Annotated in this window: 24 protein-coding genes; 9 read left to right on the plus strand and 15 right to left on the minus strand. The window is 70.6% G+C overall.

Features of this window, described 5'->3' with window-relative positions; translation table 11 throughout:
- Window positions 1–5: 5 nt before the first annotated feature.
- From KE274_RS13635 to KE274_RS13645, 3 genes are read right to left on the minus strand one after another with little or no spacing between them, the layout of a single operon-like run.
- The gene (locus KE274_RS13635; protein ID WP_211544610.1) at window positions 6–767 is read right to left on the minus strand and encodes an SDR family NAD(P)-dependent oxidoreductase; all 762 of its coding nucleotides are present in this window, start codon (window positions 765–767) and stop codon (window positions 6–8) included.
- Entirely contained in the window at window positions 767–1243 is a 477-nt protein-coding gene (locus tag KE274_RS13640) for a dihydrofolate reductase (RefSeq protein WP_211544613.1), read from the minus strand. Before KE274_RS13640 ends, KE274_RS13635 begins: the two co-directional genes overlap by 1 nt.
- Window positions 1240–2049, minus strand: coding sequence for a thymidylate synthase (locus tag KE274_RS13645; protein ID WP_211544615.1), 810 nt, complete (start codon window positions 2047–2049; stop codon window positions 1240–1242). Before KE274_RS13645 ends, KE274_RS13640 begins: the two co-directional genes overlap by 4 nt.
- Before the next feature lie 115 nt (window positions 2050–2164).
- Between KE274_RS13645 and KE274_RS13650 the strand changes: the two genes are divergently transcribed.
- From KE274_RS13650 to KE274_RS13660, 3 genes are all read left to right on the plus strand, one after another.
- Window positions 2165–2575 carry a thioredoxin family protein gene (locus tag KE274_RS13650; RefSeq protein ID WP_211544617.1) on the plus strand — a complete coding sequence of 137 codons (411 nt, stop codon included), beginning with the start codon at window positions 2165–2167 and terminating at the stop codon, window positions 2573–2575.
- Window positions 2576–2592: 17 nt separating this feature from the next.
- On the plus strand, window positions 2593–3123 hold the full coding sequence (locus KE274_RS13655) for a DUF4395 domain-containing protein (RefSeq protein WP_211544619.1): 531 nt from the start codon (window positions 2593–2595) through the stop codon (window positions 3121–3123).
- Window positions 3124–3208: 85 nt separating this feature from the next.
- A complete protein-coding gene (locus KE274_RS13660) occupies window positions 3209–3634 on the plus strand; it encodes an OsmC family peroxiredoxin (protein WP_136035033.1) in 426 nt (141 codons plus the stop codon).
- Window positions 3635–3664: 30 nt separating this feature from the next.
- On the opposite strand, the gene KE274_RS13665 is transcribed toward KE274_RS13660, so the two are convergent.
- The 5 genes from KE274_RS13665 to KE274_RS13685 form a co-directional block, all read right to left on the minus strand.
- Window positions 3665–4099: a hypothetical protein gene (locus KE274_RS13665; RefSeq protein ID WP_211544621.1), complete on the minus strand. Its 435-nt coding sequence runs from the start codon at window positions 4097–4099 to the stop codon at window positions 3665–3667.
- The gene (gene dapB / locus KE274_RS13670) at window positions 4099–4839 is read right to left on the minus strand and encodes a 4-hydroxy-tetrahydrodipicolinate reductase (RefSeq protein ID WP_211544624.1); all 741 of its coding nucleotides are present in this window, start codon (window positions 4837–4839) and stop codon (window positions 4099–4101) included. Before dapB ends, KE274_RS13665 begins: the two co-directional genes overlap by 1 nt.
- A gap of 56 nt (window positions 4840–4895) precedes the next feature.
- A complete protein-coding gene (locus tag KE274_RS13675) occupies window positions 4896–5498 on the minus strand; it encodes a histidine phosphatase family protein (protein WP_211544625.1) in 603 nt (200 codons plus the stop codon).
- Between the two features lie 73 nt (window positions 5499–5571).
- Entirely contained in the window at window positions 5572–6600 is a 1029-nt protein-coding gene (locus KE274_RS13680; RefSeq protein ID WP_211544626.1) for an aldo/keto reductase, read from the minus strand.
- 213 nt (window positions 6601–6813) lie between these two features.
- Window positions 6814–9090 carry a polyribonucleotide nucleotidyltransferase gene (locus tag KE274_RS13685; protein ID WP_211544627.1) on the minus strand — a complete coding sequence of 759 codons (2277 nt, stop codon included), beginning with the start codon at window positions 9088–9090 and terminating at the stop codon, window positions 6814–6816.
- Window positions 9091–9450: 360 nt separating this feature from the next.
- Between KE274_RS13685 and KE274_RS13690 the strand changes: the two genes are divergently transcribed.
- Window positions 9451–10761 (plus strand): UDP-glucose dehydrogenase family protein, encoded by a 1311-nt coding sequence (locus KE274_RS13690; protein ID WP_211544629.1) that lies wholly within the window; start codon window positions 9451–9453, stop codon window positions 10759–10761.
- Between the two features lie 16 nt (window positions 10762–10777).
- On the opposite strand, the gene KE274_RS13695 is transcribed toward KE274_RS13690, so the two are convergent.
- Window positions 10778–12718 (minus strand): glycosyltransferase, encoded by a 1941-nt coding sequence (locus KE274_RS13695; protein WP_211544631.1) that lies wholly within the window; start codon window positions 12716–12718, stop codon window positions 10778–10780.
- A gap of 139 nt (window positions 12719–12857) precedes the next feature.
- Between KE274_RS13695 and KE274_RS13700 the strand changes: the two genes are divergently transcribed.
- Together KE274_RS13700 and KE274_RS13705 are read left to right on the plus strand one after the other, a co-directional pair.
- Entirely contained in the window at window positions 12858–13442 is a 585-nt protein-coding gene (locus KE274_RS13700; protein WP_307872212.1) for a DedA family protein, read from the plus strand.
- A gap of 39 nt (window positions 13443–13481) precedes the next feature.
- On the plus strand, window positions 13482–13658 hold the full coding sequence (locus KE274_RS13705; RefSeq protein ID WP_211544633.1) for a DUF5302 domain-containing protein: 177 nt from the start codon (window positions 13482–13484) through the stop codon (window positions 13656–13658).
- Window positions 13659–13715: 57 nt separating this feature from the next.
- Here KE274_RS13705 and KE274_RS13710 read toward each other — a convergent pair whose 3' ends face one another.
- Window positions 13716–15155 carry a cation:dicarboxylate symporter family transporter gene (locus tag KE274_RS13710; protein WP_211544634.1) on the minus strand — a complete coding sequence of 480 codons (1440 nt, stop codon included), beginning with the start codon at window positions 15153–15155 and terminating at the stop codon, window positions 13716–13718.
- 139 nt (window positions 15156–15294) lie between these two features.
- On the opposite strand from KE274_RS13710, the gene KE274_RS13715 reads away from it, so the two are divergent.
- Window positions 15295–16575, plus strand: coding sequence for a sensor histidine kinase (locus tag KE274_RS13715; protein WP_307872213.1), 1281 nt, complete (start codon window positions 15295–15297; stop codon window positions 16573–16575).
- On the plus strand, window positions 16572–17264 hold the full coding sequence (locus tag KE274_RS13720; protein WP_211544635.1) for a response regulator: 693 nt from the start codon (window positions 16572–16574) through the stop codon (window positions 17262–17264). Before KE274_RS13715 ends, KE274_RS13720 begins: the two co-directional genes overlap by 4 nt.
- Window positions 17265–17319: 55 nt before the next feature.
- Here the strand turns inward: KE274_RS13720 and KE274_RS13725 are convergent, their stop codons facing one another.
- Window positions 17320–17964: an FMN reductase gene (locus tag KE274_RS13725; protein WP_211544636.1), complete on the minus strand. Its 645-nt coding sequence runs from the start codon at window positions 17962–17964 to the stop codon at window positions 17320–17322.
- Window position 17965: 1 nt separating this feature from the next.
- Window positions 17966–19192 (minus strand): LLM class flavin-dependent oxidoreductase, encoded by a 1227-nt coding sequence (locus KE274_RS13730; protein ID WP_211544640.1) that lies wholly within the window; start codon window positions 19190–19192, stop codon window positions 17966–17968.
- A 113-nt stretch (window positions 19193–19305) separates the two neighbouring features.
- Between KE274_RS13730 and KE274_RS13735 the strand changes: the two genes are divergently transcribed.
- On the plus strand, window positions 19306–20436 hold the full coding sequence (locus KE274_RS13735; RefSeq protein ID WP_211544641.1) for an acyltransferase family protein: 1131 nt from the start codon (window positions 19306–19308) through the stop codon (window positions 20434–20436).
- Window positions 20437–20490: 54 nt separating this feature from the next.
- Here the strand turns inward: KE274_RS13735 and efeB are convergent, their stop codons facing one another.
- From efeB to efeU, 3 genes are read right to left on the minus strand one after another with little or no spacing between them, the layout of a single operon-like run.
- On the minus strand, window positions 20491–21798 hold the full coding sequence (efeB, locus tag KE274_RS13740) for an iron uptake transporter deferrochelatase/peroxidase subunit (protein ID WP_211544643.1): 1308 nt from the start codon (window positions 21796–21798) through the stop codon (window positions 20491–20493).
- Window positions 21799–21820: 22 nt separating this feature from the next.
- A complete protein-coding gene (gene efeO / locus KE274_RS13745; RefSeq protein WP_211544644.1) occupies window positions 21821–23053 on the minus strand; it encodes an iron uptake system protein EfeO in 1233 nt (410 codons plus the stop codon).
- Complete coding sequence (efeU, locus tag KE274_RS13750) at window positions 23050–23988, minus strand: iron uptake transporter permease EfeU (protein WP_211544646.1); 939 nt, start codon at window positions 23986–23988, stop codon at window positions 23050–23052. Before efeU ends, efeO begins: the two co-directional genes overlap by 4 nt.
- Between the last annotated feature and the right edge of the window lie 31 nt (window positions 23989–24019).

Here is a 24019-nt window from a genome sequence, read left to right on the forward strand (position 1 = left end):
CTGACTCAGACGCGTCCGCGACGCGCCACAGCGGACGTGAGCGACTGCGGAAGCAGTCCGGCCACGGCGACCACGACCTTGTACCGGAGCGACGGGATCGACACGGCCCTCCCGAGCGCGGCGTCCCGCAGGCCCGTGCGGACGACGGACGGGGCGTCCAGCCACAGGAACCCGGGCACCCCCTCCTCCCCCACCGCGAGGCCCATGCGCTCGTGGAACGACGTGTGCGTGAACCCGGGGCACAGCGCCGTGACGCTCACGCCATCCCGCGCATACTCCGCGTTCGCCCAGCGACTGAAGCCGATCAGCCACGCCTTGCACGCCGAGTAGGTCGAGCGGGAGATGAAGCCGGCGACCGAGGCGACGTTGATGATGCGACCGCCACGGCCGCGCATCGTCTGCAACGCCGCGTGCATGAGCCGCATCGACGCCTCCACGTGCACGCGCAGGTGCCGCACCTCGTCGTCGATGTCGTTGTCCGCGAACTGCAGCGGCAGCCCGAAGCCGGCGTTGTTCACGAGCAGGTCCACCGGGTCGGCGGTGTCGCGGAGCCTCGCGGCGACATCGGACACCCCCTGCTCCTCTGACAGGTCGGCCACGAGCACCTCGACGGCGACGCCATACTCGCTGCGCAACTCCGCGGCGAGAGCGTCGAGCGCATCCGCCGAGCGGGCGACGAGGACGAGGTCTCCACGACGCCGCGCGAGTTGCCGGGCGAACTCCGCGCCGAGTCCCGCGCTGGCTCCGGTGATGAGTGCAGTAGGCATCAGCGCTCGTACCCCAGGAAGCGGTAGCGCACGCCCGTGCGGGAGGTCTGCCACTCCCCCTCGTCCACGAGCCGCCACCCGGACGTGTCGGGAGCGAATGCGTCACCCTCCACGTCGAGGTCGATCTCGGTGACCTCGAGGCGGTCGGCGTCGCCGATCACCTGACGGAAGATCTCCCCTCCGCCGATGATCCACACCCGCTCCTGCCCACGCACCGCCTCTGCGACGGTCGCGGCGCGGCGGGCGCCATCGGCCGTCCAGTCCTGCTGACGCGTGATGACGATGTTGTCGCGACCGGGAAGCGGACGGAACCGCTCGGGCAGCGAGTCCCACGTCTTGCGCCCCATGATCACGGGGGTTCCGTTCGTGGTCTCCTTGAAGTGCGCCAGGTCTTCCGGAACGTGCCACGGCATGCCGCCCTCGGCACCGATGACGCCGTTCGCCGCCTGCGCCCAGATCAGCCCGACCCAGGTCATACCGCCACCGCCGCCCTGATCGGCGCGTGATGCTGATAGTCCTCCACCACGAAGTCCTCGTAGCGGTAATCGAAGATGGACTCGGGCGTGCGGGCGAGACGCAGCGTCGGGTACGGGTACGGCTCGCGGCTGAGCTGCTCGCGCACCTGCTCGACGTGGTTGTCGTAGACGTGGCAGTCGCCGCCGGTCCAGACGAAGTCGCCCGGCTCGAGGCCGACCTGCTGAGCGATCATGAGGGTGAGCAGCGCGTAGGAGGCGATGTTGAACGGCACGCCGAGGAACATGTCGGCGCTGCGCTGATACAGCTGGCACGACAGCTTGCCGTCGGCCACATAGAACTGGAACAGGGCGTGGCACGGGGCGAGAGCCATGTCGGGGATCGCGGCGGGGTTCCACGCGGACACGATCAGGCGGCGGGAGTCGGGCGTGCGGCGGATCTGCTCGATCACCTCGCTGAGCTGGTCGATGCTGCCGCCGTCGGGCGTCGGCCAGGAACGCCACTGCACGCCGTAGACAGGGCCGAGGTCGCCCTCCGCATCCGCCCACTCGTCCCAGATCGTGACGCCGTTGTCCTGCAGCCAGCGCACGTTCGAGTCACCACGCAGGAACCACAGCAGCTCGTAGGCGATCGACTTGAAGTGCACGCGCTTAGTCGTGATCAACGGAAAGCCCTGGGAGAGGTCGAACCGGATCTGACGCCCGAAGACGCTGGTGGTCCCGGTGCCGGTGCGATCGCTCTTGTGCGTCCCCGTCTCGAGAACGTCGCGGAGCAGGTCTTCGTACGGAGTCGGAACGGGGGCGCTCATGGGAGTCAGGATACCCGCCCGCCTCGCCACGAGGGCCGATCTGCGGCGCGCGGTCCGGCCGTCATCCGCGGAAACATCGGCCGGCACCCGGGTCGGCGGCGTCTAGTCTCGACGCATGTCGCCCGTGCTCGCCCTCGCTGTCGTCACGGTGCTGCTCGTGGCCGCCGTGGCCGTCGGTCTGGTGCTGCGCCGTCGCGAGGGCGCACGCCGCCGCGCCGGGGTTCCCCGCTTCGATCCGGCCGATGCGGCGGCCCCGCTCGGCCAGCGTGCGACCCTCGTGCAGTTCAGCACCGACCTCTGCGCCAAGTGCCCACAGGTGCGTCGACTCCTCGGCTCCTACGCCGCGGAGCAGGACGGCCTGCGCCACGTGGAGATCGACCTCACCACCCGCCCGGACCTGGCCAGCAGATACCGCGTGCTGCAGACCCCGACCACCCTCGTGGTGGACCGCAGCGGCGACGTCATCGCCCGCTTCCACGGCGTGCCGCAGCGGCACGCGCTCAACGACGCGGTCGCCGCCGCGTGACGACACCAGGAGACCTCATGTCCGCACCCGACGGCATCGACCCCCGCGGGCCCCGATTCGCCGCGGCGATCACCAGCGCGCTGCTGCTCATCGCCACGTTCCTCGCCCTCATCGGCATCTCCACCGCACGCAGCGGTTCCACCGGCGCGGACTGGGCGATCTCCGCGGCGTCACCCGCCGAGCGGCTGACCGACCCCGGCTTCCTGCTCGCCGTCCTGATCGCACTCCTCTTCCTGTGGAGCGTCGTGTCGCCGCGCACCGCGCCGTGGGGCGCCCTGTTCCGCGCTGCCGTGCGGCCGCGCCTCTCCCCTCCCACCGAGCTGGAGGATCCGCGACCTCCCCGGTTCGCCCAGGGCGTCGGGCTCCTGGTCGTCGCAGTAGGGCTCGTCCTTCACCTCGCCGGGGTCCCGTGGGCATTGCCGATCGCGACCGGGGCGGCCTTCCTCGCCGCGTTCCTCAACGCCGCCTTCTCCTTCTGCCTGGGCTGCCAGCTCTACCTCCTGCTGCAGCGTGCCGGACTGCTCGGTCGCGACGCCCGGACGGCCTGAGCGCGGTTCCCCGGCGAGAGGCCGCTCGCTAGGCTGAGCCTGAGCGACGCTGCTCACCCTGCAGCGCGAGAACCGGAGGACCCCCATGCCCGTCACCAGTGAAGCCGCCGCCACGTGGACCGGATCGCTCACCGAGGGATCGGGGACCGTCGCGTTCTCGTCGTCGCACCTCGGCACCTTCCCGCTGGACTGGAAGGCGCGCAGCGAAGGCAGTGACACCACCACCACTCCGGAGGAGCTGATCGCCGCCGCCCACGCCTCGTGCTTCAGCATGGCCCTCTCGCACGCACTCGCCGAGAACGGCACCCCGCCGGAGCGGGTCAACACCAGCGCCTCGGTCACGTTCAAGCCCGGCGTCGGCATCACCGGCAGCCACCTCAACGTGAACGCGGTCGTGCCCGGCCTGACCCCGGCGGCGTTCCAGGAGATCGCGGAGGGCGCGAAGACCGGCTGCCCCGTGTCGCAGGCGCTGGCCGGGATCGACATCACGCTGGAGGCCACGCTCGCCTGAGCCGGCGCCCCGGCGGACGTCCGTGGGTGATCAGGCGCGGAAGAGCCGGATCGCCTCCCGGATGCTCGCCCGCGCGTCCTTGCGCCGACCCGCCGCGTCCTGCACCACGCCGAGCCGATACCGGGCGCGCCAGTCGGTCGGCGCGGCCTCGGCGGCCTCGGTGTACCGGGCGATCAGCGGGTCCGCGTCCTTCCGTGCGATGCGTCCGCTGGGCGTGAGCTCGGTCTCGACGGGGGGCATGCCCCCCTCGGCGTCGAGGAGGCGTCCGAGCCGGTCGGCTCCGAAGCCGAACAGCATCTCCCTGACCAGGGCCCAGGCACCGACCGGGGCGAGCACGAGCAAGGTGATCCCCATCCCGATCGACACCGGAGTGCCGACGGCCAGGAACATCACCGCGAGCCACACCGCCACCGCCAGATACACCAGCAGCGCCGCCGCCATCAGGCCGACGCCGATGCGCGACATCACGAGCGCAGACCGAGGTCGATCATGTTCTCGAGCCCGACGACCACGCCCACTGCGGACGCAGCGTAGGGCACCGCGAGCCGGATCCCCGGAGCATATGCCAGCGCCGAGTCGGTGGTGTCGTGCGTGAACGTGAGCGACTCGCCGGGACCCGACAGGATCACCTCCTGCTTCGCGATCACGCCGGGGCGACGCAGGGAGTGGATCGGCACCGTGGCCACCTGCTGTCCGCGAGCACGCTGATCCGCGTGGGGCGCACTGACCGGTCCCTGATCGGCGCGTGCGGCCGCGATCAGTTCCGCCGTGCGAACCGCGGTACCGCTCGGCGAATCGATCTTGGTCTCGCGATGCGCCTCGACGATCTCGGCGGAGCCGAAGAACGGTGCCGCCGCGGCGGCCAGCGCCGAGCCCAGCACGGAGCCCAGGGAGAAGTTCGGGATGAAGACCGCGCCCGTGCCCGCCGCATCGACCAGCGGACGCACGAGGGCGATGCGCTCCGCCGACCAGCCGGACGTGGCCACCAGCACGTTGCTCCCCTGCTCCACCGCGGTACGCACCACGTCGACGCTGATCTGCGGTGTGGACGCGTCCACCACGAGATCGGCGCCCTGCAACTCGGAAAGATCGCTCGATGACCCCAGGACCCTGGTCACCTCGAAGCCGTCGAGCTCCGCGATCACCGAGCCGATGATCGTTCCGAGCTTTCCGGTTCCGCCGACGAGAGCTACCTTCGTGGTCATGCGTCCAGCCTATTGCCGGGCGACGGACGGCGGCCGCGGCGCGCTGGAGCGCATCGTCACACCAGGAGCGCGTCGGGGATGCCGGTGCGCAGCTCCACCGGGAGATGGCCCGTGTCGTTGTGCGTCAGCAGCGTCCACGGACGACCCTGCTTCTGCGCGATCACCGTGAGGCCGCAGTGCGACTGGTTCAACGTCATCCAGCGCCACTCCGGCGCCCCGAGCACCTCGCGCACGAACCACGAGATCACGAAGTTGTGGGTGATGAGGACCTCGTGGACCTCGCCCGTCTTGCGGACCAGGAACTCGTTGACGGCGTCGGACATCTGCGCGCGACCCGCCTCGATCTCCGCCTCGGTCACCGAGCCGAAGAAGGGCTCGAACACCGACGGGGTCTCTTCGGTCATGCCCGTCGGCACGCAGTCGAACAGGAGAGCTGTCGGCTCCGGGTCGACCGACGGAAGGCGACCGGCGATGGCGCGGGCCGTCTCGTTGGCCCGCAGCAACGGCGAGTGCCACACGGCATCGAGCGGAAGGCCGGAGAGTCGGTCGGCGATCAGTTCCGCCTGGCGCTGACCCCGGGGCGACAGGGGTCCGTCAGCAAGGCCGTGCTCGGCATCCTGATGTTCACCGTGTCTGACCAGATAAATGTAATGCGTCACAACTCGCTCGCTCGCCTCATCGCCAGCTCCCGCCGGACCTCTCCTCCACCCTATGTCACGGGCGGCCCGACGCTCAGTTGCCCGCGCGGGACAGCTCCGCCACCTGGCTGCGAGACAGCGTCACACCGGCTCCCTGCATCAGCTCGTCGACCTGTTCGGCCGCGAACGTGTTCACGATCGGGGCGGCCACCGTACGCTGCGCGAGGAGCCACGCGATCGACACCGCGGCGACCGGAACCCCGAGTTCCTCGGCCACCTGATCGAGAGCGCGGAGGATCTTGATGCCGCGCCGGTTGAGGTGTCCGCGCAACTGCTCGCCACGCACGCCGCGCGACGTGAGCGCCTTGTTGCGGTGCCGCCCGGAGAGGAAACCGTGCTCGAGCGCGTGCGACGGGGTGACGGCGAGGTTCTGCGCGCCCGCCACGAGGCGCAGGTCGCCCTCGAAGGGCTGACGGCGGATCAGGTTGTACGGCGCGTCGACCACGGTGATGCGCGGGTAGCCCGCGGAGGCGAGGATGCGCGCCTCCACCAGACGCTCCGGGCTCAGGCCGTAGGCACCGACGGCGCCGATCTTGCCGGCCTCCATGAGCCACTCGACCGTCGCGAGCGTGTCTTCCAGATTGGTCGTGGCATCGAGCGTGGCGTCGAGGTACAGCACATCGATGCGCTCCACCCCGAGCCGCGTGAGCGAACCTTCCACCGCGCGGACGAGATTGACCGAGCCCAAGCCCGGATTGTCGGCGTGAGCCCCGATGCGGACGCTCAGCACGACACGGTCGCGCTGTCCGCGCGAGCGCAGCCACTGCCCGAGGATGTGCTCGCTACGCCCACCGGAGAAGCCATCGGCGGTGTGGATCGCGTTGCCGCCGATCTCGGCGTAACGGTCGAGGATGCCGTGGCTGGATTCGAGGTCGACGTTCCAGCCGAACTCCGCCGCACCCAGCATGAGAGGGAACGTCTCGAAACCGGTCTCCCCGAGCGGGAGCCGGATGGACTCACCGACGCCCGGACCGACGATCGGGATCGGGGCGGACGGGTGGTCCTCGTGCGTCTGCGGGGCACGGTCGGGCGCTGTTCCCGCGCCTACGCTGAACAACCGCATACTCTCACCCCCGCTGGGTCGGTGCGTGCCGACCTGCCTCGCTGCCTGAATAGCACCCCCCGGTGCGTACTTCGAGGGTATGCGACCGCGGCCGACGTCCCGACCAATCCGGGGAACGGCGCGGAAACTTCCGATAACGTTTTGATCACACCGTGCACGACGAAACCCGGCCCCTCCGGGAGGAGAGGGCCGGGTTTCGCACGAGCGATCGGATTACTCCGCGGCGGTCTCTTCCGCCGGCGCCTGGTCGGCGGCCGGAGCATCGTCGAGCACGGGCTCCAGCGAGAGCTTGCCGCGATCGTCGATCTTCGTGATCTTCACGAGGATCTTCTGACCGACCGAGAGCACGTCCTCGACGTTCTCCACACGCTTGCCACCGGCGAGCTTGCGCACCTCGGTGACGTGCAGCAGGCCGTCCTTGCCGGGCAGCAGCGAGATGAAGGCGCCGAACGTCGCGATCTTCACGACCGTGCCGAGGAACTGCTCGCCGACCTCCGGGTTGGTGGGGTTGGCGATCGCGTTCACCTGGGCACGAGCGGCCTCGGCCGAGGGGCCGTCGGTCGCGCCGATGTAGACGGTGCCGTCCTCCTCGATGGAGATCTGGGCGCCGGTCTCGTCCTGGATCGCGTTGATCGTCTTGCCCTTCGGGCCGATCAGCTCACCGATCTTGTCGACCGGGATCTGCACGCTGATGACGCGCGGCGCCGTGGGCGCCATCTCGTCGGGCGCATCGATCGCGGCGTTCAGCACGTTGAGGATCGTGAGACGAGCGTCGCGGGCCTGGGTCAGCGCGCCGGCGAGCACCGACGACGGGATGCCGTCGAGCTTCGTGTCGAGCTGGATGGCCGTGACGAACTCGCTGGTACCGGCGACCTTGAAGTCCATGTCGCCGAGCGCGTCCTCCGCACCCAGGATGTCGGTGAGCGCCGCGTAGCGGGTCTCACCGTTCACCTCGTCGGACACCAGGCCCATCGCGATACCGGCGACGGGGGCGCGCAGCGGCACACCCGCGTTCAGCAGCGACAGGGTGGAGGCGCAGACAGAGCCCATGGACGTCGAGCCGTTCGAGCCGAGAGCCTCGGACACCTGACGGATCGCGTACGGGAACTCCTCGCGGCTCGGCAGCACCGGCACGAGTGCGCGCTCGGCGAGGAAGCCGTGCCCGATCTCGCGACGCTTCGGCGAACCCACGCGGCCGGTCTCACCGGTCGAGTAGGGCGGGAAGTTGTAGTGGTGCATGTAGCGCTTGCTCGTGGTGGGCGACAGCGAATCGATCTGCTGCTCCATCTTGAGCATGTTCAGCGTGGTGACACCCATGATCTGGGTCTCGCCGCGCTGGAAGATCGCGGAGCCGTGCACGCGCGGGATGACCTGCACCTCGGCGTCGAGCGGACGGATGTCCGCCAGACCGCGGCCGTCGATGCGGGTGCCCTCGGTGAGGATGCGACCACGGACGATCTTCTTCGTGACCGACTTGTACGCGGCGGAGAACTCCAGCGGGGCCGCGGCCGGGAGCGAGCCCGCCTCGGTGGCCTCGATGAGCTCGGCCTTGACGCGCTCCTTGATGGCGTCGTCGGCGTTCTGGCGCTCCGTCTTGTCGGCGATCTGGTAGACATCGCTCAGCTCGGCGTACGCCCGCTCCGAGACGAAGTCGTACACCTCGTCGCTGTACGCCGGGAAGACCGGGTACACGCCCGGCTCCTTCGACGCGGTGGCGGCGAGCTCGGCCTGAGCCTTCACGAGCTGCGCGATGAACGGCTTGGCGGCCTCCAGACCCTGGGCGACGACCTCCTCGTTCGGCTTGGTGGCGCCGGCCTTGATGAGGTTCCAGCTGCCCTCGGTCGCCTCGGCCTCGACCATCATGATCGCGACGTCTTCCGTGCCGTCGGCCTTGGTCACGACGCGACCGGCGACGACGAGGTCGAACACGGCCTGCTCGACCTGCTCGACGTTCGGGAACGCGACCCACTGGTCGGCGTGCTCACCGTGACCGGGGATGAACGCGAGGCGCACACCGGCGACGGGACCCGAGAACGGCAGACCCGAGATCTGCGTCGATGCGGAGGCCGCGTTGATCGCGAGGGCGTCGTAGAACTCACCCGGAGCGATGGACAGCACCGTGATGACGATCTGGACCTCGTTGCGCAGGCCGTCGACGAACGACGGACGCAGCGGGCGGTCGATCAGACGGCAGACCAGGATCGCCTCGGTCGAGGGACGGCCCTCGCGACGGAAGAACGAGCCCGGGATCTTGCCGGCGGCGTAGGAGCGCTCCTCGACGTCGACCGTCAGCGGGAAGAAGTCGAAGCCCTCGCGCGGGTGCTTGCCCGCGCTGGTGGCCGAGAGGAGCATGGTCTCGCCGTCGAGGTACGCGGCGACGGCGCCCTGAGCCTGCTGCGCGAGGCGGCCGGTCTCGAAGCGGATGGTGCGGGTGCCGAAGCGGCCGTTGTCGAGAACGGCCTCGGTGGCGGTGATTTCAGGACCTTCCAAGAGGTCTCTCCTTCTTTGTTTAGCCTCGCGGGCCCGTGTGACGCGCGAGGTGTTCATGAAGGAGCGGATGCGGTGGGGTTCGGGCGCGCGGGATTCCCCGAGTCTCGCCTGCGCTGGCCACCAGTAGAAAGCCACCCGACGACCCGCCGGGGAACCCACCACAGGGGACCAGCTTCTCCGCCGATCGCTCCATGAGTCGATATGAAGTTGTACAGTCGACCGCAGTCAACCGGATCCACCCTACCAGCGACGCCCCCGAATGCCTCGTGCTGCCGTCGAGCCGGGTGTCGACACTCACCGGTCACGCCCCGTTCACTCCCCCGTCGCCGGCCCGTCCCGATGGTCGGCTCTGCTGGGCCCATGCGCATGTCAGTGATCGGGTGCGGGTACCTCGGCGCCGTCCACGCCGCGGCGATGGCGTCGATCGGGCACGACGTGATCGGCATCGACGTCGACGAGGACCGCGTGGCGGCGCTGTCCCGCGGCGAGGCCCCCTTCTTCGAACCGCGACTGGACGAGCTGCTCGCGGCCGGCCGCGCATCGGGACGTCTGCGCTTCCGCACACGCATCGAGGACGCCGCGGGCGCGAGCGTGCACTTCCTCGCCGTCGGCACGCCCCAGCAGCAGGACGGGCCCGCCGCGGACCTGCGCTACGTGGACGCCGCGGTCACCGCGCTGCTCCCGCATCTGCGCCCCGGCGACGTCCTGGCGGGCAAGTCCACCGTGCCCGTCGGCACCGCCGCGCGACTCGCCCCGCTCGTGAACGACCGCGGCGCGACCCTGGCATGGAATCCCGAGTTCCTCCGTGAGGGCTGGGCGGTGCACGACACCCTGACCCCCGATCGCATCGTCGTGGGCACCGCGCCCGGCCCGGCCGGCGACCGCGCCACCGCCGTGCTCCGTGACGTGTACCGTGAGGCGATCGACGCCGGCACACCGTTCCTCGCGACCGATCTCGCCACGGCCGAACTGGTCAAGGGCGCCGCCAACGCCTTCCTCGCGACCAAGATCTCCTTCATCAACGCGATGGCGGAGATCGCCGACGCCGCCGACGCCGACATCGCCCTGCTCGCGGAGGCGCTCGGCCACGACACCCGTATCGGTGCACGCTACCTCGGCTCGGGCATCGGCTTCGGCGGCGGCTGCCTCCCGAAGGACATCCGCGCCTTCGCCGCACGGGCGGAGGAGCTCGGACGCCGCGAGGCCGTGGCGTTCCTCCACGAGGTGGACGCGATCAACCTCCGCCGCAGGGATCGTGCCGTGCAGCTCGTGGTCGACGCGCTGGGCGGACTCGTGTTCGGGCGCAGGATCGCCGTGCTGGGGGCCGCGTTCAAGCCCTTCAGCGACGATGTGCGCGACTCCCCTGCGCTCGAGGTCGCCGTGCGTCTGCGCGGACTGGGCGCCGACGTGGTGGTGACCGACCCCGCGGCGATCGACAACGCCCGCGCCCTGCACCCCCAGCTGGGATACGCGCACGACCGCGACGATGCGCTGCGCGGCGCCGACGCCGTGGTGGTGGTCACGGAGTGGGACGAGTACCGCCGCGCGCTGTCCCCGGAGCACGCCGGGTCGCTCGTCCGCGGCCGGGTCGTGGTCGACGGCCGCAACTGCCTCGACGCGGCCGCCTGGCGTGCGGCGGGCTGGACCTACCGGGGCATGGGCCGCCGCTGATCGGCGCCGCGACCGTTCAGCCCACGGTCGCCCCGCGCTCCACCGACGACCGCCCCAGGTACACGTAGTCGTCATGCTTCGCGCGACGGCCGTCGCCCGCGGCCCTGCCGTGCAGCCGACGCCACACCCACGGCAGCGCGTGACGCCGCCACCACGCCCCCGCCCCGATCGGCTCGTGCTCGTGCAGCACCGCATCGAGCGCGCCGAGCGCCTCCGCATGCGGCACCCCCAGCACCTCGCCGGCGCGGTATGCGAGGAAGCGGTGCCCGCGGCTGCTGAGATGCACCAGGTCCTCGCCCCAGTTCGGACGGTCAGCGAGCTCCGGATGCAGGTCGGTGTCGATCAGGATCGCCCCGGTGCGTGCGGCCACCCCGGCGAGCGCGGTCGCGAAGGCGGCGAAGCGGCGCGTGTACAGGGCGGCGGCACGACGTCCGGGCAGGAACGGTGTCACCAGCACCACGTCGGCGCCTCGGGCCCGCAGCCGCACGACAGCACCCTCGAGCTGCGCCGCGAGCGTCGGCACGTGCACACGGTGCTTCACCAGGTCGTTCGCCCCGACGAGGATCGACCCCAGGTCGGGCCGCAGCTCCAGCGCGCGTTCGAGCTGCACCCCGCACACGTCCTGCACGCGCTTGGACCGGATGGCGAGGTTCGCGTAGTGCAGGCCGCCGCGCGCCGCGAGCAGCAGAGCCAGACGATCGGCCCATCCCCGCAGCGCCCCGTCCGCGCCCGGGTCGCACAGCCCCTCCGTCAGCGAGTCGCCCAGCGCCACGTACCTGTGCCAGCGCGTCGGAGCCACGGGCGACGCGGGCTCGGGCCGCACGAGCCGGCGGGCGCGGGCACCGGTGTCCGCCCGGTGCAGCGCCCCTGCCTCCTCGAAGTGCCCGAGCAACTGGTCGCCGATGCTCGTCCAGCTGCGCGCCTGCACGGCCTCATGACCTGCGCGGCCGAGAGCCCGGCGGGTGCGCTCGTCGGCCACGAGTCCGGTCACACGCTGGCGCAGCTCTCTCAGGTCTCCGGGGCGGTAGAGCCAGCCGTCCACCCCGTCGCGCACGAGGTCGAGCGGTCCCCCGCGGCCCGTGGCGACCACGGGGACGCCGCTCGCGTGCGCTTCCTGCAGCGTCTGCCCGAAGGTCTCGCTCTCCCCGGGATGCACGAACACGTCGAAGGAGGCCAGGGCCGCGGCGAGCGCGTCGCCGTCGAGGTGCCCCAGGAACAGGGCGTCGGGGAGCAGTTCCTGCAGGCGTGCGCGGCTCGGCCCGTCCCCGACCACGACCAGCACGGTGTCGGGGATCCCGGCGAGCGCCGCCAGATCCTCCACCTGCTTCTCCGGGGCGAGGCGACCGACGTAGCCGATCACCATCGGCGCTCCCCACTGCGCGCGCAGGGCGGGGTCGCGACGCCGGGGGTGGAAGCGCTCCGCGTCCACACCTCTCCCCCATCGGCGGAGGCGATCGACGCCGAGCTCCGTGAGCTGTCGCGCGGAATCGGCGGACGGGGCGAGCGTCAGGGTGGCCCGTCGGTGAAGCCGCGCGACGTGCGCGTGTGCGATCCCCGTGGTCGCCGCCACCCGATAGCGCTCGGCGTACGCGGCGACATCGGTCTGGTACGCGGCGACCGTGGCGACCCCGCGCCTCTCGGCCGCCAGCAGCCCCCGCCATCCGAGAGCGAACGGCGACGCCAGGTGCACCACGTCGGGCCGGAAGTCGTTCCAGGCGACCGCGATCCGCGCGGGCGTCGACGTGCCGACCCTGACGTCCCGGTACCCGGGGAGAGGCACGCTCGGTGCTGCCGTGATGCGGGCTCCGTGCAGCTCCTGCGGCATGCCGTGCGCGGCCGGCGCGAGCACGTGCGCCTCGTGTCCGCGGCGCTCGAGGTGGCGGAGGATCTGCATCACGGATCCGGTCACACCGTTCATGTGCGGAAGGAAGGACTCGGTGACGATCGCGACTCTCACACCCACAGGATGACGGCGACACGACCCCCCGACGCCCGGAAACGGTCCGCACCACCGGATGTTCACCGGATGCTGGAGTGGGGGTCACCGGTCAGCCTCCCGTCGGTTGCCGTTCACCCTCGCCGTACACGCTGGCACCGTGCCGACCGATCTGTTCGCCGACGCGCTCGCGAGCCCCTGGAGCCTGGCGGTGATGAGCCTGCTCGTGCTCGGCGATGCGTTCGTTGTGGTGATCCCCGGCGAGGTCGCCGTCACGGCTCTCGGAGCAGCGGCCGTCGCGACCGGTGCCCCTCCGCTCTGGGCCGTCGTGCTGTGCGCCGCGGCCGCCGCCGCGCTCGGCGACGCGTGCTGCTACCTGGTCGGGCGCCTCGTCGGGACGGAGCGCTGGCGATGGATGCGCACCCCCCGCGGGCGGCACGCGCTGGACGGCGCGCGGCGGCGGCTGGATCGGGGCGCGGCCACCGTGCTGTTCACGGCGCGGTTCGTTCCGTTCGCGCGGCTCGCGGTGAACCTCGTGGCCGGGGCTTCGCACCTCCGCCCTGTGCGCTACTTCCCGCTCGTCGCGGTCGCGGCGACCGGATGGGCGGTGTACCAGGCGGCGGTCGGGGCGCTGATCGCGGCGGTCCTCCCCGGTGGCCCTCTCGTCGCGGTGCCGGTGTCGATCGTGGTCGCCGTGGCTCTCGGCCTCGCGCTCGACCGGCTCACCGCGCGGCGCCAGGGCTGACTCTCCCCGCGGGTCGGGGCGGTGCCCTAGGCTCGGGGCATGAGCACCGAAGAAGGCGCCTCCTCCTCGGAGGAGATGAAGCGCAAGTTCAAGGAAGCGCTCGAGAAGAAGAACGCGCATCACCGGCAGGGCGAGGCCCACCTCGACGGCGACTCCGCCGTCCATGCCGCCAACGCCCCGCAGACCCGACGCGAGTTCCGACGCAAGAGCGGTTGATCGCCGCGAGGAGGGAGCCGGCTTCTGTCGGCTCCCTCCTCCTTGTTCCGTGCGCGTTCAGGACTCCACGCGGCGGTTGCGCGCTCGCTCCTGCTTCGCCGCCATCTCCGTGACCGCGGCCTCGCGAAGTCCCTGGACGTCGGTCGCCTCAGGGTGGGGCGCGTCGTGGGCGTCGACGCCGTCGAGACGGGACTCGTCGAACGGCAGCTCACCGCTCAGCACCCGACGCACGCGGTCGCGGTCGATCTGTTTCGTCCAGGTCCCGATCAGCAGGGTCGCCACCGCGTTGCCGGTGAAGTTGGTCAGCGCGCGACCCTCGGACATGAACCGGTCGATGCCGACGATCACCCCGACCCCGTCGACCAGGTCCGGACGGTACGCCTGCAGGCCTCCTGCGAGCGTCGCCAGTCCGGCCCCCGTCACGCCGGCCGCTCCCTTGCTGGCGATGATCATGAACACGAGCAGACCGATCTGCTCCCCGATCGACATCGGCTGTCCCATACCGGTCGCGATGAAGAGCGACGCCATCGTGAGGTAGATCGCGGTCCCGTCGAGGTTGAACGAGTAGCCGGTGGGCACCGTGATCCCGACGACGGGCGTGGAGACGCCCACGTGCTCCATCTTCGCGATGAGGCGCGGCAGAGCCGACTCGGACGACGACGTGCCGACGATCAGCAGGTACTCGCGGCCGAGGTACTTCATCAGCGACAGGATGTTCACGCGGGTGACCGCCCACAGCAGCGTCCCGAGCACCACCACGATGAACAGGATGCACGTGATGTAGAAGGCGACCATGAGCAGCCCCAGACTCCAGATGGCCGCGATGCCCGTCTTCCCCACGACCGCGGCGATCGCCCCGAAGGCGCCGAGCGGTGCGAGCCAGAGGATCATCCCGAGGATCCGGAACACCAACTTCTGCAGCTGCTTCACCGCCTCCATGATGGGCGCTCCCCGCTCACCGAGTCCCTGCAGCGCGAACCCTGTGAGCAGAGCGATGAACAGCACCTGGAGCACGCTCTCCCCCGTGAACGCGGAGAAGAACGTGTCGGGGATGATCCCGAGGAGGAAGTCCTGCGTGGTGGTCGCCTCGGCGGGGGTGTCGGTCTGGTAGCTGGCGTTGGCCATGTCCAGCCCGGAGCCCGGGTGGATGAGGTTGCCCACGACGAGCCCGATCGCGAGTGCGAACGTCGACATGACCAGGAAGTAGATCAGTGCGAGCCCGCCGATCTTGCCGACGGTCGCGGCCTTCGCGATCGACCCGACGCCGATGACGATCGTGCAGAAGATGATGGGCGCGATCATCATCTTGATGAGCGCGACGAAGCCGGTGCCGATCGGTTCGAGCGCGCGACCCGCCTCGGGCGACATAAGCCCGACCGCCGCGCCGAGCACGACCGCGATGATGACCGACACGTACAGCCACGTGTGCCGATCCCAGGCCTGCTTGCCTCGCCTCCAGTGGAACCGGGGTAGCGAGAATCCCGTCGTGAGCGCCATGCGTCCTCCTCGTGTCGACGTCGTCGTCCGTGCCGGCGGCCTCGGTGCCGCGGCCCTTCCACGCTCTTCTCCCTCGCACCGGCACACCATTTGTGGTCGTATTGGTCCCTGTGCTGAACGTCGAGGATCGGAGGAGCGGGTGACTCGAGCCCACCTCGGCCGCAGCGCCGCATCGCGCGTGTTCGCGGTGCTGGTGCTCGCGGCCCTGCTCGTGGGGGCTCTCGTGGCGGCGTTCCTGGTGGTCGAGGCGCAGCGCGCGGTGCGCTCCGAAGCCGAACGCCTCACAGGGGCGACAGCCGCGACCGTGGCCGCAGCCCCCGAGGTCGTCTCGTCGCTGTCGGTCGGCGACACGGAGAGCGCCGCGCAGACGCTGGAGCCGTATGCCCTGGAGGTGATCGACCGGGCCGAGCTCGACTTCGTCACGGTCATGACGCCCGAGGGGGTCCGCGTCACCCATCCCGACCCGGCACAGATCGGCGAGCGGTACCTGGGGACCATCCCCGGCACCCCGCGCACCTTCACGGAGGAGTTCCGCGGCACGCTCGGCCCTTCCGTGCGGACGATCGTGCCCGTGCTGGACGACGGCGCGCTGGTCGGCTGGGTCGCGGCGGGTGTCACGACCGAGTCGATCGCGGAGACCGTCGTGCGTCGGCTGCCGCTCACCCTCGCGATCACCGCGGTCCTGGTGCTGTTGGGAGTGGGCGGGGCGGTGCTGGCCCGCCGCATCACGCGGCGCTTCGCGGGCGACCTGCCGCCCGGAGAGCTCCGCGATGCGGTCTCGTCGTACGAATCGGTGCGCACGCTCGGGGAGGCGCTGCGCGCCCAGACGCACGAGCACGGCAACCGCATGCATGCGGCCGTGGCGCTGCTCGAGCTCGATCGCCGCGACGAAGCGATCGAGATCCTCACGGAGACCTCGCGACAGAGCCAGTCCCTCGTGGACCAGGTGACGGCGCGGAGTCACGGCGACCCCGCGGTGGGAGCGCTGCTGCTGGGGAAGGCGGCACAGGCGAGAGAGCGCGGCATCGACTGGGGGATGGACATCGCCCCGGACACCCCGCGCACGCCTCTCGCGCCCGTGGATGCCGTGGCCGTGCTGGGCAACCTCGTCGACAACGCGATGGACGCGGCGTCGGGATCGGCCGACCGCTGGGTGCGGGTGTCCCTGCGACGCGGCGACGACGACGGCATCGTGCTGGAGGTGACGGACAGCGGGCCCGGTGTTCCCGAGGAACTGCGGGATCGCATCTTCGCTCAGGGTTTCAGCACGAAGCCCGCGGGACCGCAGGGGCGCGGGATCGGCCTGGCCCTGGTGCGCTCGATCGTGCGGGAGGCGGGCGGTGAGGTGACGGTCGCGGGGCCGCCCACGGTGTTCCGCGTTCGGCTGCCCGCGGCCCCGGCGCCCGGGGGCGGCGCATGATCCGCACGCTCCTGGTGGACGACGATCCGCTGACTCTCGACCTGCACCGCAGCTACCTGGCCCGACTCGACGGCTTCCAGGTCGCAGGCGAGTGCGCGGGGGCGCGGGCCGCTCTCACGGCGGTGCTGGATCGTCCGGGCGCCGCGGCCTTCGACCTGGTGCTGCTCGATGTGACGATGCCCGACGGCTCGGGGCTCGACGTGCTGCGCACCCTCCGGACCAGGGCCGCGGCGCTGGACGTGATCGCGGTGACCGGAGTGCGCGATGCGGAGGTCGTGCGGCAGATGGCGGCCCTCGGCGTGTTCCACTACCTGGTCAAGCCGTTCCCGTTCGCCGTGTTCCGGGAGCGGCTCGAGCACTACCGCACGCACCGCGCGCAGGCCACGGGCACGACGGGTCAGGCGACGCAGGCGGAGATCGATGCGCTTCTGGGCCGCACAACGGGCGCGATCGTGCTCCCCAAAGGCCTGTCCGACACCTCCCTGGAGCGGGTGGCCACCGAGCTGCGGTCGCACGGGCCCCTGTCGTCGCGCGAGGCCGCCGACCTGCTCGGGATGTCGCGGGTGGCGGTGCGCCGCTACCTCGAGCACCTGGTGGCGGAGGGGGTGGCCGAGCGGGGAGCGCGCTATGGAACGCGAGGCCGCCCGGAGACCGAGTACGCCTGGCGGCGCGGGCACGCCGGGGAATGACGAGCGCCCCGCCCCCGTGTCTCCACGGGAACGGGGCGCGAGCGTCCGGGCGGGGTCACTCCCCCGCGAGACCGCCGAGCATGTGCCCGAACGACCGTCCCTCACCGAGGTACGTGGCCGGGTCGTAGGGGTCGGCGACCGTGGCCGCGTCGCGGCGCGCGATCGCCTCAGCCAGCTCCCTGGCGCCCTTCTCGACGCGCTTGGCGAGCGGGGCCACGTCGTCGCCCGCGCCTCCCCAGTCGTTCGAGGCCGCGAACACGCCGGTCGACACGGCCTCCGCGTGCAGATACGCGAAGAGCGGCCGGATGGCGTAGTCGATCGCGAGCGAGTGGCGCGGCGTGCCCGCGTTGGCACCGATCAGCACGGGCTTCCCGGTCAGGGCGTCGGGGTCGAGCACGTCGATGAACGACTTGAACAGGCCCGAGTAGCTGGTCGAGAAGATGGGCGTCACGGCGATCAGCGCATCGGCCGAGACGACGGTGTTGATCGCGGTCTCCAGCGCGGGCGGCGCGAAGCCGGTCAGCAGGTTGTTCGTGATGTCGTGCGCGTAGTCGCGCAGCTCGATCACGTCGACCGTGGCCTGGATGTCGCGCTCGGCGAGAGCCTTCACGGTCTCGCTGGCGAGGCGGTCGGCGAGCATCCGCGTGGACGAGGGGTTCGACAGGCCCGCCGAGACGACGGCGATGCGACGCGTGGTCATGTCAGGCCTCCTTCCGGCCGAGTCCGAACGCGGCACCCGCGGGCGCCGGAGTGTCCTGGTAGGGCGAGTCGCCCGTGAGGTTGTCTCCGCGGTTGGCCCCCGGCCGTGCCTGGCGCGTGGGTCCATCGCCGAACTCCGCCTTCACGCGCGCGGCGTGGGTGGGGGCGTCGGGCACGGTGGCCGGACGGTTCTGCGCGAGTTCCTTGCGCAGCACCGGCACGACCTCGGAGCCGAGGATGTCGAGCTGCTCGAGCACCGTCTTCAGCGGCAGTCCCGCGTGGTCGATGAGGAACAGCTGCCGCTGGTAGTCGCCGAAGTAGTCGCGCATCGCGGCGTAGCGGTCGATGACCTGCTGCGGCGATCCCACGGTGAGCGGGGTCATCTCGGTGAAGTCCTCCATGCTCGGACCGTGGCCATAGACGGGGGCGTTGTCGAAGTAGGGCCGGAACTGGTTGACGGCGTCCTGCGACTTCGCGGCCATGAACACCTGGCCGCCGAGACCGACGATGGCCTGCTCGCGCGTGCCGTGCCCGTAGTGCTCGAAGCGCTGACGGTACAGCTCGATGAGGCGCTGGTAGTGCTCCTTCGGCCAGAAGATGTTGTTCGCGAAGAACCCGTCGCCGTAGTAGGCGGCCTGCTCCGCGATCTCCGGGGTGCGGATCGAACCGTGCCACACGAAGGGCGGGATGCCGTCGAGGGGACGCGGCGTGGAGGTGAAGCCCTGCAGCGGCGTGCGGAACTTGCCCTCCCAGTCCACGACGTCTTCGCGCCACAGCTTGTGCAGCAGGGCGTAGTTCTCGATCGCGAGCGGGAGTCCCTGGCGGATGTCCTGGCCGAACCACGGATAGACGGGGCCGGTGTTGCCGCGGCCGAGCATCAGGTCCATGCGGCCGTCGGACACGTGCTGCAACATCGCGTACTCCTCGGCGATGCGCACGGGGTCGTTCGTGGTGATGAGGGTCGTCGAGGTCGAGACGATCAGGCGCTCGGTCTGCGCGGCGAGCGCCGCGAGGAACGTGGTGGGGCTGGACGACCAGAACGGCGGGTTGTGGTGCTCGCCGATCGCGAAGACGTCGAGGCCCACCTCCTCGGCGTGCGTGGCGATGGCCAGCGTCGCCTTGATCCGCTCCTGCTCGCTGGGGGTGACGCCCGTGGTGGGGTCGCGGGTGATGTCGCTGACCGACATGATGCCGAACTGCATCGCCTGCGCGCCTGACTGCTCGCTCATGATTGCTCCGTGTCTCCGAACCCGATGATCTCGCCACCCGGTTCTATTCATTTGAATGTATTCGTGTCAACGCGTGCACGGCAACTTTATTCCCGCGCCTGTAGCCTCGGAGGATGAGCACCACCGGGGCCGACATCACGGGGCCCACCACCGGGTCGATCCCGCGGAAGCGCCGGCGCGTGCCGTTCTGGGACAACGCCCGCTATGCCTGCATCGTCCTCGTCGTCCTCGGGCACGCCATCCAGCGGCTCATCTACGACTCCGACATCGCGTTCGCGTTCTACCTCGCGCTCTACGCGTTCCACATGCCGGCGTTCGCGATCATCTCCGGCTACTTCTCCAAGTCCGGCTCGCCCACCAAGACCCAGATGGCGAGAGTGATCACCGATATCGTCCTCCCCTACGTGATCTTCGAGACGCTGTGGACGCTGACCAAGTGGCTCGTCGAGGGACAGGTCACCCCGAACTTCACCAAGCCCAGCTGGACCCTCTGGTTCCTGCTCGCCCTGGCGATCTTCCGGCTGGTGCTCCCGTACCTCGCTCTGCTGCGCTGGCCCCTGCTGTGGACCGTCGTCATCTCGATCGGAGCCGGCTACCTCTCCAACGTCGACAGTACGTTCTCGCTGTCTCGCACCCTGGGACTGCTTCCCTTCTTCACGCTCGGCTGGTGGCTGCGCGAGCACGACATCGTCAACCGGCTGCGCCTGCTGGACTTCCGCCCCTGGTGGATCCGTGTGGCCGCGGTCGGGGTCTTCGCGGCGACCGGATGGGCCGCGTGGAACTGGCTGCCGCTGTGGCAGGCGGCCGATCTGCGCGAATGGCTCTTCTACGAGGCGTCGTACTCCGACCTGGTCGGCACCCAGTGGTGGGCCGGGGCGATCCGGGTGGCACTCATGCTCCTCGCGGTCGTGCTGTGCGCGGCGTTCTTCGCGCTGATCCCGCGCGGCTCGTACTGGTGGACGACGTTCGGCCAGTACACGATGTACGTGTACCTCCTGCACTCCTTCGTGCTCTACCCCTTCCGCGAGAGCGGCGTGCTGCGCGACCTGGAGCCCACCTGGTTCTGGCTGCCGCTCGTGACCGCGCTCTCGGTCATCATCGCGCTGCTGCTGGCCACCAAGCCCGTGCGCCGAGTGTTCCGTCCCCTGGTGGAACCGCGCCCGCGCTGGCTGTTCTCCGATCCGGAACTCGCCTCGCGCGAGGGCCGCAGGAACGACCCGACCGGCTCCCGGCGCCCGCGATGAATGCAGCCCTGGACGGGCACTCACCGACGGTCGAAGGCGACGCCCTCACGCGAATCAGGCGAACAGTTCGGCACCCACGTACGAGCCGGGCTTGGCACCGGCCGGCACCGCCCAGATCCCCGACCCCACATGACGGATGTACTCGTTCATGCGGTCGGTCGCCAGGCGGCGCTGCAGCGTGATGAACTGCGCCGGATCGCGCTGATACGACAGGAAGAACAGCCCGGCGTCCAGCCGGCCGAGCGTGTTGTTGCCGTCCACGTAGTTGTAGCCGCGCCGGAGGATGCGCACGCCGCCGTTCTGCGTCGGGTGCGCCAGCCGCACGTGGCTGTTGGCATCGATGGCCGTGCCGTGGAAGTCGGGCTCGGTGAACTCGTCGCCGCCGGAGAGCGGTGCACCCTCCCCCTTGTCGCGGCCGATGATCGTGTCCTGCTCGGACAGTCGCACTCGGTCCCACGTCTCGATCAGCATCGCGATCCGCCGGGAGACCAGGTACGAGCCGCCCGCGAGCCAGGCCGGCTCGTCTGCGGAGGACACCCAGACGTGCTCGTCGAGGGCCGCCGTGTCGTCGGCGAGGATGTTGGCGGTGCCGTCCTTGAAGCCGAACAGGTTGCGCGGCGTGGCCTGGGCCGCCGTGGTGCGTGAGGTCTTGCCGAATCCCAGCTGCGACCACCGCAGGCGCGCGCGCCCGAACGCGATCCTGCTCAGGTTCCTGATCGCGTGCACGGCCACCTGCGGGTCGTCCGCGCACGCCTGCACGCACAGGTCGCCGTGGGAGGCGTCGGGGTCGAGGTCGTCGCCGAGGAAGGCGGGGAGCCGCTCCAGACCGGCCGGGCGCTGCGACGCGATGCCGTAGCGATCGCCGTCCTCGTTCTCGAACAGACTCGGACCGAGGCCGATCGTGATGGTCAGTCCCGCGGACGGCAGCCCCAGCGCCTCACCGGTGTCGTCCGGCGGAGCCTCCGGGCTCCCGCCGACCGCTCCGCTCGCGCTCACCTCGAGTCCCTGCGTGAGTCGTGACGCGGCATAGCTCCAGTCCTGGAGCAGCGAGATCAGGTCGTCACGGTCGGTGCGCGGCATCATGTCGAAGCTCGCGAAGTGCAGATGGTCCTGCACCGGCGTGGTGATGCCGGCCTGGTGCGCGCCGAAGAAGTCGTACACGCTCTGCGCGTCCTCGGCCGCGCGGGCACGACCGAGCGCGACACCACCGGTCAGTCCGGCACCGAGTCCGACCGCGAGCCCGGCCACACCGCCGCCCACCGCGAGGCCGAGCAGCCCTCGCCTGCTCAGTCCCGCCGGCGCGTCGACCGGCGGGGTCTCCGGGGTCTCCTGGGGTGCGCGGTTCGCGTCGCTCTCGGTCATATCTGCCGCCTCGCCGGTCCCGTCAGTCGAGGACGGTCGCGGTCAGCTGCGACAGGGGCTCGGCAAGGGCGTTGATCAGGTCGGTCAGCTCGCGCTTGTCGTCCGCCGTGAGCGTCGAGTATCCGACGAAGCCGTCCGCGAGGGAGCCGTGCGTCGCGAGCGAGGCCTCGAGAGCCGCGTAGCCCGACTCGATCTCGTCGACCAGCGCCGCACCGTCGTCGCCCTGCGCCGTGGCGAAGTCCTGCACGAGCGAGAAGGCCATCTTGGAGCCTTCGACGTTCGCGGCGAAGTCGAAGAGGTCGGTGCCGGACCACCAGTCCTCCTCGCCGGAGATCTTGCCCGTCGCGACCTCGTCGAGCAGGGCGATCGCACCGTTGGAGATGCCGGCGATGCCCTGGTCCTCGAGCGTCGAGGTGAAGTCGTCCGAGTGCACGTAGTCGTACAGTTCCTGCACGTCGGCGAGCAGCAGGTCGCCGAAGTCGGCGCGCTCGGCCGGAGTGGACGGAGACCAGTCCTGCCACGCCGGCGTCTCTCCGTCGGCGTTCAGCGCGTCCTGCGCGGGAACCCAGAGGTCCTTCTCGATGCGGTGGAAACCGGTCCAGTCGAGTCCGTCGGCCACGGCGTCGACCTCGCGGAAGTCGATGCGCGGGTCCAGGTCGCCCAGCGCCTCGGCCACGGGCTCGATGCGCTCGTAGTAGGCACGTGTCTGCGGGAACAGCGTGCGGGCGGTCGCGTCGTCACCGGACTCGTACGCGGCCACGAGGTCCTCCACGGCGGGGACGAGCTGGCCGACCTGATCCTTCACGAACGCCGCGTACAGGTCGACGGCCTTCTTCTTCTGCTCGGCGTCGGGTCCCTCGACCGCCACGGGGTCGCCCGTGACGGTGAAGGCCGCCTTGCCCACGCCGTCACCCACCATTCCCGGCTTGCACAACGTGAAATAGTCGCCCGGCTGCACGACGACCGTGAGCGTGCGGGATGCCGCCGGCGCGATGTTCTCGACCTCGCCCACGATGCGTAGGCCGTCGTCCGCGAGCAGGTAGAACTCGGAGACCTGGTCGGTGTCGTTGGTCACGTCGAAGGTCAGCGTGCCGCTCTCCGCGGTGGAGGCCGAGACCGCGCAGTCGGTGGCGGTGGACGACACGTCGAAGGCCGCGGCGGCCGCGGTGTCCTTCTTCGCGACGCAGCCGCTCAGGACGAGAGCTGCCGCGCCGGTCACGGCCAGCACCCCCAGGACGCGGGACGAGATGGTCATGCTGCTCCTTGCTGTGAGAGAGGGATCGCCTCGGTGTGCGGGCGCGACGGTGGGGCCGCGGGCGAACGCCGCGGGCGGAGGCCGCGCAGGTAGAAGGTGCCGACGACGGCGATGTAGAGGACCCAGGCGATCACCTGGAGCCAGGTCATGGCGGGCATGAAGCCGACGGTCGCCTGCAGGATCGCGGCGAGGGGACCCCCGGGCGCGATCGCGGCCGACACGTCGAACGCCCACCCGAACGGGAAGCCGGCCACGCCCACGGCAACCGCACCGGTGGCGTCGATCGGAGCTGCCGCGGTGAACGGGCCGGGAATCGCACCCGCCTCCTGCAGGTCCATGAATGCGTACGCCAGCACGCCCGCGGCGACGACCACGAGGAAGCCGCCCGTCCACGCGAAGAACCGTCGCAGGTCGAGACGCAGCGCTCCGCGCGAGATCAGCCATCCCAGGGCCACGGCGGCGAGCAGCCCGAGCAGGGCGCCGAGCAGCGCAGACGGCGTGTCGCCGAACGACTGCACCATCGACCACAGCAGCAGCGTCGTCTCGACGCCCTCCCTGGCCACAGACACGAAGCCGATCGCGATGAGCGCCCACAGCCCGCCCGCCGTGAGGGCACGGTCCACGCCGCCCTCCAGCGTCGCCTTCATGGTCCGTCCGGCCTTCTGCATCCAGAAGATCATCCACGTGACCATGGCGACGGCGAGCAGGGACAGTCCACCGCCGATGAGCTCCTGCGCCGTGAACGTGAGCTCGTACGCACCGAACGTGAGGATCGCACCGATCAGCAGGGCGAGACCGACCGCGAGACCGACACCGGCCCAGAGCTTCGGGAGCGCGTCTCGCCGGTCGAGGCGTCGCAGATAGGCGACGAGGATGCCGACGACGAGCGCGGCTTCGAGCCCCTCGCGGAGGCCGATGAGGAAGGTGGCGAGCACGGACGGAGTCCCTCTGATGTTGACTGAGGTA

The organism is Microbacterium paraoxydans, assembly GCF_018224615.1.
Lineage (GTDB): Bacteria > Actinomycetota > Actinomycetes > Actinomycetales > Microbacteriaceae > Microbacterium > Microbacterium paraoxydans_B.

Coding starts and splice junctions, on each gene's coding strand:
- KE274_RS13635 (WP_211544610.1), bottom strand. CDS start 767: ATGCCTACTGCACTCATCACCGGAGCCAGCGCGGGACTCGGCGCGGAG.
- KE274_RS13640 (WP_211544613.1), bottom strand. CDS start 1,243: ATGACCTGGGTCGGGCTGATCTGGGCGCAGGCGGCGAACGGCGTCATC.
- KE274_RS13645 (WP_211544615.1), bottom strand. CDS start 2,049: ATGAGCGCCCCCGTTCCGACTCCGTACGAAGACCTGCTCCGCGACGTT.
- KE274_RS13650 (WP_211544617.1), top strand. CDS start 2,165: ATGTCGCCCGTGCTCGCCCTCGCTGTCGTCACGGTGCTGCTCGTGGCC.
- KE274_RS13655 (WP_211544619.1), top strand. CDS start 2,593: ATGTCCGCACCCGACGGCATCGACCCCCGCGGGCCCCGATTCGCCGCG.
- KE274_RS13660 (WP_136035033.1), top strand. CDS start 3,209: ATGCCCGTCACCAGTGAAGCCGCCGCCACGTGGACCGGATCGCTCACC.
- KE274_RS13665 (WP_211544621.1), bottom strand. CDS start 4,099: ATGTCGCGCATCGGCGTCGGCCTGATGGCGGCGGCGCTGCTGGTGTAT.
- dapB (WP_211544624.1), bottom strand. CDS start 4,839: ATGACCACGAAGGTAGCTCTCGTCGGCGGAACCGGAAAGCTCGGAACG.
- KE274_RS13680 (WP_211544626.1), bottom strand. CDS start 6,600: ATGCGGTTGTTCAGCGTAGGCGCGGGAACAGCGCCCGACCGTGCCCCG.
- KE274_RS13690 (WP_211544629.1), top strand. CDS start 9,451: ATGCGCATGTCAGTGATCGGGTGCGGGTACCTCGGCGCCGTCCACGCC.
- KE274_RS13705 (WP_211544633.1), top strand. CDS start 13,482: ATGAGCACCGAAGAAGGCGCCTCCTCCTCGGAGGAGATGAAGCGCAAG.
- KE274_RS13710 (WP_211544634.1), bottom strand. CDS start 15,155: ATGGCGCTCACGACGGGATTCTCGCTACCCCGGTTCCACTGGAGGCGA.
- KE274_RS13720 (WP_211544635.1), top strand. CDS start 16,572: ATGATCCGCACGCTCCTGGTGGACGACGATCCGCTGACTCTCGACCTG.
- KE274_RS13725 (WP_211544636.1), bottom strand. CDS start 17,964: ATGACCACGCGTCGCATCGCCGTCGTCTCGGCGGGCCTGTCGAACCCC.
- KE274_RS13730 (WP_211544640.1), bottom strand. CDS start 19,192: ATGAGCGAGCAGTCAGGCGCGCAGGCGATGCAGTTCGGCATCATGTCG.
- KE274_RS13735 (WP_211544641.1), top strand. CDS start 19,306: ATGAGCACCACCGGGGCCGACATCACGGGGCCCACCACCGGGTCGATC.
- efeB (WP_211544643.1), bottom strand. CDS start 21,798: ATGACCGAGAGCGACGCGAACCGCGCACCCCAGGAGACCCCGGAGACC.
- efeO (WP_211544644.1), bottom strand. CDS start 23,053: ATGACCATCTCGTCCCGCGTCCTGGGGGTGCTGGCCGTGACCGGCGCG.